Origin of the sequence: Streptomyces typhae (assembly GCF_009755605.1) — a bacterium.
Classification (GTDB): domain Bacteria; phylum Actinomycetota; class Actinomycetes; order Streptomycetales; family Streptomycetaceae; genus Streptomyces; species Streptomyces typhae.
On the sequence record NZ_WPNZ01000031.1, the window covers coordinates 78,545 to 93,826 of the forward strand.

The 15,282-nt window shown below is 71.3% G+C and carries 17 protein-coding genes; 16 read left to right on the forward strand and 1 reads right to left on the reverse strand.

What is annotated here, in order from left to right:
- Positions 1–26: 26 nt before the first annotated feature.
- The 6 genes from GPA10_RS37445 (at position 27) to GPA10_RS43130 (ending at position 6,531) form a co-directional block, all read left to right on the forward strand.
- Positions 27–1,436 (forward strand): SCO6881 family protein, encoded by a 1,410-nt coding sequence (locus GPA10_RS37445; protein WP_343041753.1) that lies wholly within the window; start codon positions 27–29, stop codon positions 1,434–1,436.
- 88 nt (positions 1,437–1,524) lie between these two features.
- Complete coding sequence (locus GPA10_RS37450; protein WP_157169289.1) at positions 1,525–2,997, forward strand: SCO6880 family protein; 1,473 nt, start codon at positions 1,525–1,527, stop codon at positions 2,995–2,997.
- Positions 2,994–3,578 carry a hypothetical protein gene (locus tag GPA10_RS37455; protein ID WP_157169290.1) on the forward strand — a complete coding sequence of 195 codons (585 nt, stop codon included), beginning with the start codon at positions 2,994–2,996 and terminating at the stop codon, positions 3,576–3,578. Before GPA10_RS37450 ends, GPA10_RS37455 begins: the two co-directional genes overlap by 4 nt.
- Positions 3,579–3,656: 78 nt before the next feature.
- Complete coding sequence (locus GPA10_RS37460; RefSeq protein WP_157169291.1) at positions 3,657–4,106, forward strand: DUF6238 family protein; 450 nt, start codon at positions 3,657–3,659, stop codon at positions 4,104–4,106.
- Between the two features lie 25 nt (positions 4,107–4,131).
- Positions 4,132–5,646, forward strand: coding sequence for an ATP-binding protein (locus tag GPA10_RS37465; protein ID WP_157169292.1), 1,515 nt, complete (start codon positions 4,132–4,134; stop codon positions 5,644–5,646).
- A 444-nt stretch (positions 5,647–6,090) separates the two neighbouring features.
- Positions 6,091–6,531 carry a hypothetical protein gene (locus GPA10_RS43130; protein WP_246260430.1) on the forward strand — a complete coding sequence of 147 codons (441 nt, stop codon included), beginning with the start codon at positions 6,091–6,093 and terminating at the stop codon, positions 6,529–6,531.
- A gap of 17 nt (positions 6,532–6,548) precedes the next feature.
- Here GPA10_RS43130 and GPA10_RS37475 read toward each other — a convergent pair whose 3' ends face one another.
- Positions 6,549–6,728 (reverse strand): hypothetical protein, encoded by a 180-nt coding sequence (locus GPA10_RS37475; protein ID WP_157169293.1) that lies wholly within the window; start codon positions 6,726–6,728, stop codon positions 6,549–6,551.
- Between GPA10_RS37475 and GPA10_RS37480 the strand changes: the two genes are divergently transcribed.
- The 10 genes from GPA10_RS37480 (at position 6,721) to GPA10_RS37525 (ending at position 15,246) form a co-directional block, all read left to right on the forward strand.
- Complete coding sequence (locus tag GPA10_RS37480; protein ID WP_157169294.1) at positions 6,721–7,032, forward strand: hypothetical protein; 312 nt, start codon at positions 6,721–6,723, stop codon at positions 7,030–7,032. The two genes, GPA10_RS37475 and GPA10_RS37480, sit on opposite strands and share 8 nt — an antisense overlap.
- A gap of 124 nt (positions 7,033–7,156) precedes the next feature.
- On the forward strand, positions 7,157–7,567 hold the full coding sequence (locus tag GPA10_RS37485) for a hypothetical protein (RefSeq protein WP_246260432.1): 411 nt from the start codon (positions 7,157–7,159) through the stop codon (positions 7,565–7,567).
- 140 nt (positions 7,568–7,707) lie between these two features.
- A complete protein-coding gene (locus GPA10_RS37490; protein WP_157169296.1) occupies positions 7,708–8,577 on the forward strand; it encodes a hypothetical protein in 870 nt (289 codons plus the stop codon).
- Positions 8,574–9,191: a hypothetical protein gene (locus tag GPA10_RS37495; RefSeq protein ID WP_157169297.1), complete on the forward strand. Its 618-nt coding sequence runs from the start codon at positions 8,574–8,576 to the stop codon at positions 9,189–9,191. The genes GPA10_RS37490 and GPA10_RS37495 overlap by 4 nt, the downstream gene beginning before the upstream one ends.
- 199 nt (positions 9,192–9,390) lie before the next feature.
- Positions 9,391–10,407, forward strand: coding sequence for a DUF8094 domain-containing protein (locus GPA10_RS37500; RefSeq protein ID WP_343041754.1), 1,017 nt, complete (start codon positions 9,391–9,393; stop codon positions 10,405–10,407).
- Between the two features lie 36 nt (positions 10,408–10,443).
- Positions 10,444–10,989, forward strand: coding sequence for a hypothetical protein (locus GPA10_RS43135; RefSeq protein WP_246260434.1), 546 nt, complete (start codon positions 10,444–10,446; stop codon positions 10,987–10,989).
- A gap of 222 nt (positions 10,990–11,211) precedes the next feature.
- Positions 11,212–11,985 (forward strand): glycosyltransferase family 2 protein, encoded by a 774-nt coding sequence (locus GPA10_RS37510; RefSeq protein ID WP_157169298.1) that lies wholly within the window; start codon positions 11,212–11,214, stop codon positions 11,983–11,985.
- Complete coding sequence (locus GPA10_RS37515; protein WP_157169299.1) at positions 11,985–12,521, forward strand: hypothetical protein; 537 nt, start codon at positions 11,985–11,987, stop codon at positions 12,519–12,521. Before GPA10_RS37510 ends, GPA10_RS37515 begins: the two co-directional genes overlap by 1 nt.
- 13 nt (positions 12,522–12,534) lie before the next feature.
- Positions 12,535–13,704: a hypothetical protein gene (locus GPA10_RS37520; protein WP_157169300.1), complete on the forward strand. Its 1,170-nt coding sequence runs from the start codon at positions 12,535–12,537 to the stop codon at positions 13,702–13,704.
- 1,098 nt (positions 13,705–14,802) lie between these two features.
- A complete protein-coding gene (locus tag GPA10_RS37525) occupies positions 14,803–15,246 on the forward strand; it encodes a hypothetical protein (protein ID WP_157169301.1) in 444 nt (147 codons plus the stop codon).
- Positions 15,247–15,282: the final 36 nt, after the last annotated feature.

Below are 15,282 nucleotides of genomic sequence, written 5' to 3' on the forward strand. Positions count from 1 at the left end.
AGAAACGAAAGGAGGGCACACCCCTCGTGGGTTTCTGCAATCTGCCCCTGGCCGACAAGGTGTGCGGCATCGCCGGGGCCGCCAAGGACGCCGTCGACTTCGCCAGCGACCCGGGCAAGACCATCGGCGACTGGATGGCCAAGTCCGCCGGTGAACTCGCCGCCGCAGCGGCCGATCTCGCCGCGAAGGCTGTCAACGCCACCACCAAGGTCGACTTGAACGCGGGCTGGTTCCGCGACAACTACGAGACGCTGCTGCCCATCGGCCTGGTCGTCCTGGTCGCCACGTTCTGCGCGCAACTGGTGCGCGCCGCGATCAAACGCGACGGTCAGGCCCTCGTCCAGGCGTTCACCGGCACCGCCTCCGGCGTGATCTTCGCCTTCAGCGCCATCGCGCTGACCACCGTCGCCATCGAAGTCGTCGACGCCCTCTCCGATGGACTGTTCCAGGCATCCAACCTGTCGATCGAATCGGCCGTACGGCGCATCGTGAAGGTCTCCCAGATTCCGGCCCTGGCCGGGCTGGGCTGGCTCGTCGCGGTCTTCGCTGCCCTCGGCGCCGCGATGGGCGCCTTCCTGTACTGGTGCGTGATGATGGTCCGCAAGGTCGGCATCCTCGTCATGGTCACCCTGGCCGTCTTCGCCGGAGCCGGCGGCGGCTGGGAAGCCACTCGTCGCTGGCGCCGCGGCTGGATCGAAGCCACCGCCACCCTCGTCGTGTCCAAGCTCCTCATGACCGTGATCTTCGTTCTTGGGATCGCCGCCATGGGCAAGACCGACGCCAAGGACGGCACCGGCGCGCTCGCCGACGTCATGTCCGGCATCGTCATCATGGTCCTGGTCCTGCTCTGCCCCTATGCCACCTTCAAGTTCGTGCACTGGGCCGCCGAAGGCACCGACGGCGAATCCATCCACCGCGCCGGTGGCGCCGGCGCCCAGCTCGCCAAGCAGCACACCGAACGCGCCGGCCGCAAGGCCACCGCCATGGCCGCCACCGCCGGAAGCGGCGGCGCGGCAGCCGCCGCGGGCGCAGCCCCGCAAGGCCCCGACGCGATGCCCGGCGGCGGCTTCCCCGGCGACATCGCCGCCCATCCCACCAGCAGCAACGGCACCGGCACCGGCACCGGTCAAGAAGCCGACAGCCCGGGTGGTTCTTCCGGCGGCCAAGGCGTGAAGGACGGGCTGGAGAAGGCCGTTCAGCCTGCGCCCACCAGCGCCACCGACGATACGAGTGGCCAGTTCGGCGGCGGACCCGGCCAGAGCGGTCCGGGCTCGGGTTCGAGGTCCCCGTCCGGGGGCGGGTTCCTGTCGAGCCCCGCGGACTCCGCCGCGCCTCCGCCGCAGGGCACACCGCCCTCCGCGCCGGACTCCGCCTCCGTGTCTGGCACCGGCGATGCGGGAGCACCGCCTCCGCCGCCTGCGCCCACCGGCATCTGACCTCGCCCCTCCTTCGTGCCGGAGCGGCACGCACGCATCTCGCGTTGGGTGCCGCTCCGGTCCCGCCCTCGCATCACCGGAACGGCCCTTGTCTGAACTCTCGATCACTCCCCTGACGGTCAAATTCCCCCACAGGTCCAAGCGCGGCATCCTGCTCGGCCTCACCCTGGCCCAGCTCGTCCTCGTATCGTCGGCGCTGGCGCTGCTGCTGGTCACCGTCGTCAGCACCGGCCTCCTGGGCGCCCTCGTGCTCGCCCCGCTGTGGGCCACGGTCGCCACCCTGGTCATGATCCGCCGGGGCGGCCGGTCCCTGATCGACTGGGCGCCGATCGTCTCGCGCTACGCCCGGCGACGGCACAGCGGGCAGACCCTGTGGCTGGCCCGCCCCGTCACCCGCCCGCGCCAGGACGGCACCCTGCACCTGCCCGGCACCGCAGCTTCTCTGCGCGTGGTCACCCCCGAGGACTCCGCCAACGGCGCCGCCGCCGTGCACGACCCGCACAGACAGACGCTGACCGCCGTCGCCCGCGTCTCCTCCCGCGCCTTCGCCCTGCTCGACCCCGCCACCCAGAACCACAACGTGTCCGGCTGGGGACGGGCCCTGGCCGGCATCGCCCGCACCGGACACATCGCCTGCGTCCAGGTCCTGGAACGCACCGTCCCCGACTCAGGCGACACCCTGACCCGCCACTGGACCCAGCAAGGCCACCCCGAAACTCCGGTGGCGGGGCAGGTGTACTCCGAACTGGTCTCCGCCGCGGGCCCGGCCGCCGCCCCGCACGAGACGTACCTGGCCATCTCCCTGGACCTCAAGGCCGCCAAACGCCTCATCTCCCAGGCCGGCGGCGGCTTCGCCGGCGCGTTCACGGTGCTGCAGCAGACCACCTCCGCGATCGCCCTGGCCGCCCGCAGCGCCGGGCTGATGGTGACCGGCTGGCTGAGCACCCGTGAGATCGCCGCCGTCATCCGCACCGCCTACGACCCCAAGGCCCTCTCCGGCCTGCAGCAGTGGTCCGACAGCGGCCGGGCCGAGGCAGAACCGGCCGCCGCCGGGCCGGTCGTGCAGGTCGAGGAGTACGACCGGCTCGCCACCGATACCGCCCGGCATGCCACCTACTGGGTTGAGGACTGGCCCCGCACCGAGACCGGCGCCGGGTTCCTCCACGGCCTGATGTTCACCGCCGGGGTGCGGCGCAGCCTCTCCCTCATCTACGTGCCCCAGGGGCTGGAGTCGGCGATGCGGGACGTGCAGCGCAAGAAGGCCGCGATCATCTCCGATGCCGCCGAGCGCTCGCGGCGCGGCCAGGTCGACTCCGAGGCCGACAGCGTCGAGTACGCCGACGTCAAGACCCGCGAACGGCAGCTCATCGCCGGGCACGCGGACGTCGCCCTGACCGGCCTACTGACCGTCTCCGCCGAGACCGACGCCCTCCTGGACGCGGCGTGCGCGCAGATCGAGACCGCCGCCGTCACCGCCCAGGTCGACCTGCGCCGCCTCTACTACCAGCAGCCTGACGCCTTCACCCTCGCCGCCCTCCCTCTCGCCCGGACTGCCCTGTGACCCACCCCCACCCCACCCACGGCCAGCACACGCCGCACCTCTTCAACGAGATCCGCTCCCTCCTCGCCCCGCTGCGCGAGATGCGGCAGCGCCACCAGGACGAACTGGACGCCCACCGCGACCAGGACGGCGAGGTGATCACCGACCAGTACGCCGAATACGAGGACACCAGGCGGGACACGGCGATCGAGGCCAGTGACACGCTCGATGCCCTCGTCCAGCAGCTGGAGCGCCTGGTCGCCGACCCGCCCCAGCGCGCCTTCACCCTCGCCCTCCAAAGCCCCGGCCATGCGGCGGGCGAGCGGCCCTGGCTGTTCGTCGTCAACGGCACCACCCTGGACAACGCCTACCAGCAGCTATCCCGCCTGCCCGCCTTCCACGCCTGGCTGAACGACGTCCGCACCCCCGGCGACCGCAACGCCATCGAAGGGGAACTCGTGGCGCACGCAAGCCACCCCGGTATACCGGCGCCCGGCTCGTACAACGACCTGCGCCCCCACCAGAGCGCGCCCGGGGGCGCCCCTGCCCCAGCAGTTCGCGCTCCGCGGCCTGCAGCACGCCGGCCACGCGGCCCGCGCTGACCCCACTCCCGTGGCCCCGGCTGCCGGTCCTGCTGCCCGTCTTCACCCTCTGCCGCCTGGGCAGGAAGGATCCTCTCTTTGACCTCTCCCACCGCCAGCGAGGCGTACCCGTACATGCGCGCCGCCTCCGCCGGGCTACGCCACCACACCCGCACCGCTCCCGCACCGCAGGCAGACCGCGTCCACCTCGATGCCCTGCATGCCCACCTGAGCGCCCTGCACCACCTGCTGCACCAGCTCGCCGAGCACACCCGCCCCGCCCATCCGGCCGCAGGACGACACCTCGCCACGGCGCACCTGCGGACCTGGCAGGCCACCGCCGCCGTCCACGACGCCTTCCACCTGCTGCCCGCCCCCGGCGGCACACCGGTCTTCGGGGAGTGTCATCCCGAGCGGCTGCCCGAGGGGCCGCCGGTGCTGACCATCTGCCAGCGCCACCTCGCCGCCACTCACGCGATCCGCCGCACGACCACGCCCAGCAACCTCAACGCTCCGCTCCACGGCCACACCACCACCTGTGCCTCATGAGCCGGATCCGAATCGAGCATCACCGATGACCCATCGGCCCGCCCGGCGCGCCCGATGCGCCAGCGCCTCCCCGCTGTTCACCCCGCACGGCACCGACCGCGCCGCCCGCAAGGCTGCTCGCCGCCAGCTCGCCGAAGCCGCCGCCAAAGCCCGAGCCGAAACCGCCCCGCACCCCTCCGGTGGTGACGAGGCGGAGCAGGAGATGCCGTCGGCGCTCTTCCCGCCCCGGGGCCGTCCCGGCCCCGCCTCCGCCCGCGGCGGCAAGCTGAAGCTGCCCGCGCACCGGATGACCACCGCCACCGTCGCCGGCGCCTACCCCTTCCTCGCCGAAGGCGGCCTCGGCGCCGAGGGCATCTACATCGGCCGCGACGTGCACGCCGAAGCGAGCTTCTGCTTCGATCCCTTCGCCCTCTACGGGAAGATCGAGGGCTTCACCAACCCCAATGTGCTGCTCGCGGGGGTGATCGGGCAGGGCAAGAGCGCTCTGGCGAAGTCCTTCGCGCTGCGGTCGGTGGCCTTCGGCTACCGCGTCTACGTGCCGTGTGATCCCAAGGGTGAGTGGACGCCGGTGGCCGCCGTCCTCGGCGGTACCTCCATCGCCCTCGGTCCCGGCCTGCCGGGCAAGCTCAACCCCCTGGACGCGGCCCCGCGCCCGCCCTCGGTCGCCGAGGCGGACTGGGCGGGTGAGATCCGCAAACGGCGCCTGCTGCTTCTTGGCTCCCTGGCCCGCACCGTGCTGGGGCGGGACCTGCGGCCGATGGAGCACACCGGCCTCGACGTCGCCCTGGACGCCGTCGTCACCCACGCCACCACTGCCGGATGCACTCCGCTGCTGGGCGACATCGCCGCCATGCTCAACAGCCCCGACGACCTCGACGCCGCCGGCGGGCTGATGTCCGGCCGCCTCGGGGACGCCTCCCGTGACCTGGCCCACGCCATGCGCCGCCTCGTGCACGGTGACCTGGCGGGCATGTTCGACGCCCCCTCCACCGTCGCCTTCGACCCCCGCTCGCCGATGCTCACCATCGACCTGTCCCGCCTCGGCGGCTCCGGCGACGACACCGCCCTGGTCCTCGCCATGACCTGCGCCTCCGCCTGGATGGAATCCGCACTCTCCGACCCGCACGGCGGCAGGCGCTGGATCGTCTACGACGAAGCCTGGCGTCTCATGCGCCACCCCGCACTCCTCCAGCGCATGCAGTCCCAGTGGAAACTCTCCCGCGGCCTGGGCATCGCCAACCTCATGGTCATCCACCGCCTCTCCGACCTGCTCACCGCAGGCGACGCCGGATCCCGCGGACGCGCACTCGCCGAGGGCCTGCTCGCCGACTGCTCCACCCGCATCATCTACCGCCAGGAAACCGACCAACTCCACGCCGCCGCCACCCTCCTGGGCCTGACCTCCGTGGAATCCGAGGCCATCGCCCACCTCAACCGCGGACGCGGCCTGTGGAAAGTCGCCGGACGATCCTTCATCGTCCAACACCAGCTCCACCCCCAGGAGCTGTCGCTCTTCGACACAGACGCCCGGATGCACTGAGGGTTCGGTCTCTGTCCGGCCCGCCGGACAGCACGACCGCACCACTCCCTCCCGCCGCCCCACAGGAGAACCCCTATTCACTTCCATCCGACCATCCTGCTCCTCCCTGAACTTGAGGAGGAGGACCTCAAGGCCCTGGCTGAGAACATCAGGGAACACGGCCTGCTGCACCCCGTCGTTCTCGATCACGGCGGGCGCGTCATCGACGGACGCAACCGCCTCAAGGCGTGCGAGATCGCCGGTGTCGATCCCTCGTTCATCACACACAAGGGAGACCCCGACAGTTACGCCCTGTCCACGAACATCCACCGCCGCAATCTGGCCAAGGGCCAGATGGCCATGATCACTGCCAAAGCCTGTTCACTGAGTGACCCCAGTGAGCGTTCACCGGATGAACATTCCTCGCGTTCACTGAGTGCGCGGCTGGGCATCTCGCTGGGCACCATGGGCAAGGCGAACATGGTGCTCCAGCACGCGCCCGACCTGGTGGACCCGGTCATCAGCGGCGCCACCGGACTCAACGAGGCGTACACAGTTGCTCAGGAGAACAAGGCCAAGGCCAATTCGGCCGAAGCCCAGCTCGCCCACCTGCGGGAAGAAGCCCCTGAGCTGGCCGACCGGGTCGTCGAGGGCGCCCTGACTCTGGCCGGTGCCAGGGCCGAGCGCACCGAGCGCGTCGAGGAGGACAAGCGGCAGCGCCGGGTGGCCACGCGTTTCCTGGACGAGCTGGTCCCACCGCTCGCCCAGGCTCGGGGCACCCGCACGTTCGGGCGCTACGACCCCGCCTACGCCAGCGGTACGCCCATCACCCGCGAGATTATCGCCCACGCCACACAGGCCCTGGCGGAGATGGACAGGGTCTGGCAGGAGCGTGATCTGCCGTGACGGCTGCCGACCTCCGGCTACGGCACGTCGTCGAGAAAAGTGCTCTCCACCTGACCGATACCGACGGCCGGTTCCGAAGAAGCGACCTCATCGAGACCGTCCGCGACCGGCTCACCCGTCACGACCTTGACCCGCATCTGCAGGCCGCCGCGATGGAGCGGCTCGCACAGAGTCTCGTCACAGCCTTCGGTGAGCACCGCAACCCCCGCCCGCCGCCCGGCCGGCACACTGTTCCATCCCACCGACATCGTGAAGCTGGGCAACGGGATCTGGGTGTGGATGGCCCGCGCCACCGACTCCGACCTGCTGGAGTGGAAGCGTCTGTCCCGCCGCAACCGCGCCCACGTCGACAACGCCGACAACGAGGTCCAGGACTACACCGACGAACGCCTCGACGCCTTCCGCACCCACCAAGACGTCCTCTACCTCCTCGACCTCGAACGCGTCGCCTTCGGCTGGAGCGAGGAGCACACCGCCCAAGCCAAGGGGCGGCAGCCCTGACCCGGATGAACACGGGTCTCCAGTCCAGGCCGGATCTGCCCGCCGCCTCTCTCCACGCTCCGGGACCGCACGCCTGATGGAAACCTCACCCACCGCTGTTACGGCATCAACCGTCGGCTCTCACATGGTGCACGAGGCACTCGGCATCGCGCCGCAACACCTGGCCCGCCTGCACCCCGCCGACACCGTCCCGGACACCGTCGCCTGGCTCGTGGTCACCGCCACCCGCCACCTGGACCACGTGCACCAGCAGCTCATTGACGCTGCTCAGAACGCGGCCTCCACCCTGTCGCGCGTCGCGTCCGGGACGTCGCCCGTCAACTCGCTCGGCGTCCTGCAGAACACCGCCACGCAGATCGACATCCTGGCCGCACGCCGCGCCGACGCCATCGAGCACCTGCAGCACGCCCTGCATACCTACTGTCAGGTGACAGCGCCGGCCAGTACCCCCACGCACCCAGCGCACCGCCCGGGCAAAGCCCTGCCCCCACCCACGAGCAGCAGCGCCTCTGCCCCACGCACGCCACGCCGGTAACCGCCTGGCTCGATAGCCGCCCCCGGACCCGCGCCGGACACCGCCGCCCGGCCTCTCTGGCCAGGACGGCACCCTGCACCTGCCCGGCACGCAGCGCCCACCACAACCTCGCCCGCACCACCACGATGCCCTAGGAGCCCATGCCCAACCCCTCACAGCTCGCACCGCTCCCCGACCACCGCAACGTGCACACCGCGAAGTGGCAGGAGTTGTGGCGCCGCCACGCCCACATCACCACCCCGCTGCGCCAGCGCGGCCTGACCTGCGACATCGCCTTCGGCCTGAGCACCTACGTGGTGCACGTCGATCTCCCCGACGACAGCCACCTGATCATCGCCCCACCCCAGGATCCTCCCTGCCGCCGCCCGCCAGGAGACCCGCAGGGATGGTCCGTCACCCGGCATCGCCCCCACGACCCGAACCCCGGCGAAATGATCTACGACTCGACTCCCCCGACCGACCGCGGTATCCCCGAGCGGCCCGAAGCACGCCACGGCGGCAGCGCCCGCCACATGATCGAGGCCGTGGACCAGCACCTCACCCAACTCCGCCTGATCCCCTCCCCCGCACCCTCAGGCCAAGCCCAGCCTGTGGCACAGCCCGGCCCGACCACCCCCACCGATCCCGAGGGCCGCTACGTCTACGGCCGCCAGATCCTCGCCCTGACCGACCAGCTCAACGCCACCGACTCCTACGAGCAGGCCGCCGAACTCACCGACCAGGTCCTGGAACCGACCGACCGCCTGCTGGAGCGGCTCGCCGAGTTCTTCGAAGCGGCAGCCGAAAAGGCCCAAGAGTCCGACCACGACGACGGATTCGACCTTCGCAACGATCTGCAGGACGCCGCCACCGCCTTGCGCGAACTCGGTGAAGACCTGCACGTCGCCGCCGACCGCATGCGCGCCCTGGCACCCCGTCCCCCCGCACACCAGATCACCAAGGCGACCGCCGCAGGCCCGAGCACCGGGCTGCCGAAGGCGGTGCCGCCCACACACGGCCGCTCCCGGTGACACAGGAGCCAGAACCGTCCCGTGCCCCCGCCGACCAGGATCAGGCAACCCACCTGCACGTACTGGCCGAACGCATCCACCATGCCGCCGATGACCTGTCGACCCCGCCGACCGGCCACCCGCTCGCCAGCACCAGCGAGGAAATCGAAGACCAGATCCGGGCCGTGACGGGCATCTTCGCCGCTCTCGCGGGCGAAGCAGCCTTCCACGGCCGGGCGGCCGAGCGGCATCCCGGCACAGCAAACCTCCTGGCCCACCGCAAGATCGCCCTGCTGACGCGCGCAGCCGACCCCCTCGGCCGGGCTCTGGCGCATCTGGGCCAAGCCGTCGCCCAGATCGGCCGTCTCCATGAGATCAGCGCCGGCCCCAGGACACCGGAGCAGGCACAAGCCCTGCGCGCCGCACGCACGGTCCTCACCGACCAGCTCCGCGATGCGTACCTGTACCTGTCAGACGCGGCCGGCAGCCTCCACCGGGACGCCGACCAGCTCATCACCACGGTACTCGGCACACAACGTGCGCCCACTGCTCCATCCACCGGACGCGCCCCTCTGTCTCCTACACCGCCTGTGCCCACCACCGGGGCACCGACGGCCACTCGAACGCTCCGCTGACCTGTGCAGGCGCACCACAACGGCCCCTTGCCGGGGGCGGTCGCACTCAAAGAAGGCGACAACATAGCGGGCGATCCCCGGTTAGCCAAACCGGGAATCGCCCGGACTCTGGAGGCGGATCACCCACCACCTTCTTCCTTGAGGAGCACCGCATCCGCCGCCCCAAACCCGTATTGCCCTGGCCGTCACCGCAGTCTGCGTGGCCCTGACCTCGACCGCCTGCACCAGCGGCAGCTCCGAGGCCAAGAAGCCCGCTGCGCACGCCAGTGCCGACGAGCAGCCGGAGCTGTCGCCCGCGCTGACCCGGCAGGAGGCCCGCGCCGCAATCGAGCGGTACGCGCGGGTCAACAACAAGGCCAATACCGGCCGTGACCGCGCCCTGCTCGCCACCATCGAGGACGGCCCGCTGTACGCCATGTCGGCCGCCGAGTACCAGCAGACCGACGGACTCACCCGGTCCGAGCGCAAGCCGTACCAGCCGTGGTCATACGACGCGCAGCGCGCCGAGCTGTACATTCCGCGGATCTCATCCGGCCAGCCGCGCTGGTTCGCCGCCGCCCTTGCCAGCAGCAAGAACCAGATCCCCGATCAGCTCGCCGTCTTCGCCCAGCAACCGCACCAGCAGCGGTGGGCGCTGGTCTCGGTCGCCGACCTGTACGGCAGGAATCTGCCCAAGGTGGTCCTGGACGCCGGCGGTTACGCCACCACCGTTGCCGCCAACCGCAGCAAGAGCCTCGCCGTCGGCGCCGACCGGCTGCGCCGCGGTGTCCTGGACAACTTCGCCACCGGCGGCCGGGGCTCCGGGAAGAAGAAGATCTTCGCCGCGAGCAGGGCCAGCAGCCAGCAGGTCAAGGTGCACAATGAGACCGTCAGCCAGTACGGCAGCCAGGGCTCCAGCATCTTCACCGGCGCCCCCAACCGCTACCGCGACACCTACGCGCTGAAGACCATCGACGGCGGCGCGCTCGTCTTCTTCTCCCACACCCACCATCAGACCGACACGGTCGCCCGCCCCGGCCTGCGGCTCGATCCCGGCAAGGAGGACCGGGCCTGGCTGCACGACATCCCGCGCACGCGCATCCGGTACACCTTCGTCTGCAACAACGCCGCCACCGTCCCCGCCAAGACCGGGCCTGCCACGCTCCTGGCCTACACCTGCGCCCGCACCCACGCCTCCGGCCCACCCGCGAACCCCGCACCCCCGCCTCGCGCGTAGCTCATCCGTCCCCTGTCCCCGCCCTTGGAGCAGTTCTTGCCCGATCCTGACTTCGAGCTGTACGACAACGTCGGCCGCGACGCCGAGCAGATCACCGCCGCCCGCTACGGCATCGCCACCAGGGACGATCTGCTGCGCTGGGCGCAGCGAGACGCCGAGCCCTTCCTGGCCGAACACCCACTGCCGGATCCTCCCGTGCCTGCACCGGATTTGGCCGCGTATCACGACGCACTCGCCGCCGCCGAGACACCCGCGCAGGCCAGCGCCGTCACCCAGCACCTCCTGGACGCCGCCGCACCCGTTCTCCAGGCGGTCAGCGGCTACCTCCTGGCCGCCGCCCAATGGCGCGGCCAGCACCGCGACACGGAGCCGTCCTCCCCGCCCAAGATGCTGATGGCGGCAGCCAGCCGCAGCCTCGACGTGCTGGCCCTCGCACACCACGCCGACCTGGCCATCCTGCGCGCCACCTACGACCCCGCACCAGCATCAAACCCACAGGCCGATGGCCAGACCAGCACGGCGTCTGCCCTACCCCCGGCCCCGCCGAACACCCCTCCCGCCGGACCAGCCCCCGGCCGGTAACCAGCTCTCCTCTGCGGCTGCTTGTTCACGCGCTCTGTCGTCGCCCGCTCTGCCGGGTCTGGCTTCCGCAGCGTGCACGTCGACCAGGCCAGCCCGCGGTCGTCTCCCACCGCATGCCCGCCTCGTGCCACGCCGAGGGCGCCCTCGTCGTCTGCTTGCGCCCGTCCGTCACCGTGCCCGCAGCGGGCCTCGTACCTTCCGTCTCTGGAGAACGTCCTGTCCTTGCACTCCCGTCCCGACATCACGGTCGTCATCGCCACCCGGCTGCGGCCCGAACGCCTGGGCTACCTCACCGCCCTGCACGCCAGCCTGAAGCGGCAGACCGTGCCCTGGCAGGCTGTCCTCGTCCTCGACGGAGCCGACCGCGCACTCCTCCCCAAACCGCTGGCCACCGACGCTCGCATCCGGGTGGTCGACCTGCCCCGCCCGGTGGGTGCTGCCGCAGCCCGCAACTTGGGTCTGCGCACGGTCCGCACCCCTTTCGTCTGCTACATGGACGACGATGATCTCGTGCCGGACAACAGCCTCGCCGTCCGCCACCAGCGGATCACCGAGACCGGCCTGGGATGGGTTGCGGGCTGGAGCGCCGACCTGCACCCGGACGGCTCCACCACCCTCTGGCGCTGTCCGACGCCGCCCGGTGTGCACCAGCCTGGCGCCGTGACCAGGTACTGGGCCAGCCCCGAGGCGCAGATCCCGCTGGGCCAGACCATGCTGCTGGCCCGCACCGACCTCGTCCTGGCCGCCGGCGGACACGGCGGCCTGCCCGCCGGGGAAGACTTCGTGATGGTTAACGGCGTGACCAACCTCGCCGCGGGCGAACTGCTGCCGCACGTCGTCTACTTCTACCGCCAGCACCCCGCCCAGATGACGGCCGGCGGCGCCACGTACCGCGACCTGCGCGGCCCTGCGCGCGAGTTCGCCTTCCGGCATGGACGGGCACTGCGCTCAGCGCTGCAGCAGTCACGCGCCGACAGCATGGCGGTAGCGACCTGATGGCTTCCGGTGTCACCCAGGCGACCCTGGACTACCTCGCCCGTCGCCTGAACGAAGTCGCCTGGCAGTTGCCGGCCACCGGTGCGGAGGTGGATCCGGTGGCGCTCACCGACGACATCGCCCTACTCGCCCACCACCTCACCTACGCCGGTGAACGCGTGCAGGAACGCTTCGCCGACCCGGAGCCGGTCACTCTTCCCGAGCGACGCGCCCTGATGCGGCTCACCGAGGCGATGACGGCCGTCACCGGCGCCACGCGTCACCTCACCGAAGCCCTCGACTGCATGTCCACCGGCTTCTACCGGCAAGCTGTTCCTGCAGCGGAATCCTCTCCCGTGCGGGACGCCCCCACGATGCTGCGGGTCATCGCGGCACAAAAGTGCGGCATGGCCCACGTCCAATTGCTCGCCACCGCCGCGCAGTTGCACACCGAGTCCGGAGGCAGAGCCGGACAGCCCGCACTAGCCACAGCCCCGGGGCCGCCTGTGCCCCCTCACTGCGTCCCAGCGACTCCCGCGTCGCGGGCTGTTCGCTGACTACCAGGACCCCATGCCACCCGCACCCCTGACCCAGATCGTTCTCAGCACCAGCCGTACCCACGGGCTCGTCGCCATCGCGCACGGCGAGGAGCACCACCGCGCCGCCCAGGACCTGGCCGAGGCGGGCTTTCAGCGCCTTCCCAGCGGCGCTTTCGCCGCGCCGCTCGCCGACAGGCCATCCGCCCTGCGGATGGCGCGTGCGCTGGTGCACCGCGCCCGCGAGCACGACATCACGATCACCGCCAGCACCCGACCCTTCCTCGCGGACTTCGGCCACGACCTCGCCGACCGCCTGCCCGGCACCTGGAGCGCCGAGTTGCAGATCTACGGCCACCCGCTGATCCAGGAAGACCTCTGGTACGGGCTCTGGGAAGCCGGGGAGATCCACCGCGCGCTCCAGGACCACCAGATCCCGTACTCGGCCGTGCTGAGGAACGGCACGGGCACCGAGCTACTGTTGGTCGAGCGGCCCGGCCACCGCACCGGCTACCTCCTGGGCGCGCTCACCGAGCACGAGAAGGAAGACGTCCGCGCGGACCCCAGCACCCCGCGCACCCTGGTGCTGCCCGCCGAGGCCGACCTGGCCGCGCACGCGGCGGCCCGCACCTTCCTGCCCGCTTACCGCCGCGCCCTGCACCACCGGGACCTCAACACCGTCCTGTCGGCACTGGAACGCATCCGGGCCGAGCACGAGACGCTGCAGGCCATCAGGGAGTCAGGCCGCTACAGCGACGGCGTGCCGCTCGCCGGTACCCGGATGATTCCCGAGGTGGAGGCCACGTTCGCCGACTATGCCTGGCTCTCCTTCCGGCACGTCCTGGAACACGCACCCGCCCTGCTCAGCCGCTGCCGCCCTGCCCTGACCGCCTGGCCTCAGGACGCCGCTGTCCTGGACCGTTTGCGCACCGCTGTGGCCGACAGCCAGGAAGCCTGGGCCGAGGACAGAGGGCTCAGCGGCGTCCTGTTCTGCGCCGACGGATGGAGGCGGGCCCGCAGCCGCTTCGGGCTCGCCGTCCTGCCCGCCATCGAGACCTGGCTCGCCCACAGCGCGGTGTTCGAGCGTCAGGCCCGTGCCGCCGTCCCCGGCGGACCGGTCGCGCTATCGGCTCCCAGCCCGCGCCTGCTCACCGCCCGCCCGGCCACCCCCGCCGTATCCCGGGCTCCGGCGGCACACCGCTGACTCCCGCAGAAAGGATCCACCGCTCTGTCCGACCACTTCCACCTCGCCGTCCATCCCGAGCACGGCTTCGTCGCCGCCCCAACGGCCGCCATCACCCCGCACCGGGCCGAATGGTTCCTCAGCCGCGCAGGGTTCGAGCCCGTTCCCGACCTGCCGGGGCTGTACCGCCTCACCCATCCCGGACGAGAAGGTCGGCGCCGCGCCCGCCAGGCCGTCCAGGACCTGCGCGCACACGGCCTGCGCGTCCAGGCCGACTACTCCCTCGACCCCGCGGTCACCCCTGTACGCGGCGGGCCGCTCAAACGCCGCCGGCGCATCGCCCAGGTCGCCGCCTCCACCTCACCACAGCGCACCCCGCCCTGCCCGCCGCCCCGCCGCGCCCCCCCTGCGCATCCGCCCGCGGTTCCCATCGCCGGACGTACCCACGGTGCAGGCCAGGGACTGGGGCGGTGAACATACGCCGCGAGCCCACCCGCATCCCCTGCAACCGCACCGTCGCTGACCTGGCACGACTTGAGGCACCATGAATCCCTCTGCAACGATCACGCTGTATCTCAGCGGTGATGACAAGATCGTCGCCCTGCCCAGCGGGACCGGCCGCCGGTGGGCCGAAACTGCTCTGGACCTGGCCGACTTCACCGAGAATCACGACCGGATCCACACCCTGTCTCTGGACGACCCGCCAGCAGCACGGCAGGTGCTCACGCGTCTGCACCAAGCCGCCCGCGACTGCCACGTGACCATCACCACCCACCCGCGCCCCTACCTCGGCGACATCGCCGAGACGCTCGTGCGGGCACTGCCGGGCTTTTGGAGAGCAGACGTCTCGGGCCTGCGCGGGCCAGAGGACCAGGATCACCTGCGGGACTGCCTGTGGGAGACCGGCACGCTGCACACCCTCCTGGACAAGGCGCCGCTGGGCTTCGCGGCAATTCTCCGTGACGGCGGCGGCACCGAACTGCTGCTGGCCGAACGCCCTTCGGACGGCGCGTACGTGGTCGGGGCCCTGACACCGAGCCCAGATCACGTCCATGCCACCGCCCGGCTCCGCGTAGCATCGACGCCTCCGACGCCCGGCTCACCGCCAGGTTCATCCAGATGCGCCTGCTGCCCGACTACGAGCGGGCCGTGCACCTGTCGCGCCTGCACGAAGCCGAGGAGGACTTGCGCTGGGCCCAGCAGGGCGAGCCCGGCACCTACGACACCACGGACTTGCGAATAGCCCTCTACCGGTTCCGCAGCCACGCCACCGCGTTTATCGCCACCATCCGCGCCGGCACACCTCTCTCCTCCGACCAGGCTCTCTTCCTCGACCGCATGGAAGACGGGCTGAGTCTCGACGCTCTGGACGACGCGGATACCGAGGCGCTCGCCGACGCGGAAGCGGTGTGGCGCAGCGACGGCGAAGCCCTGATCGAGATGGCCCGCGGCGCTACTCCCTGCCGCCCCAGCAGCGCGGTATCCGCCTCGGCCATCTCGCCCGGCCGTCGGGCGTCGGCATTGCCGGTGCCGTCGTCGCCCATCAGCAGCCGACGCCGCTGACACCCCCCGCCTCAAACGCCCCCGTCTTGTTCCGGA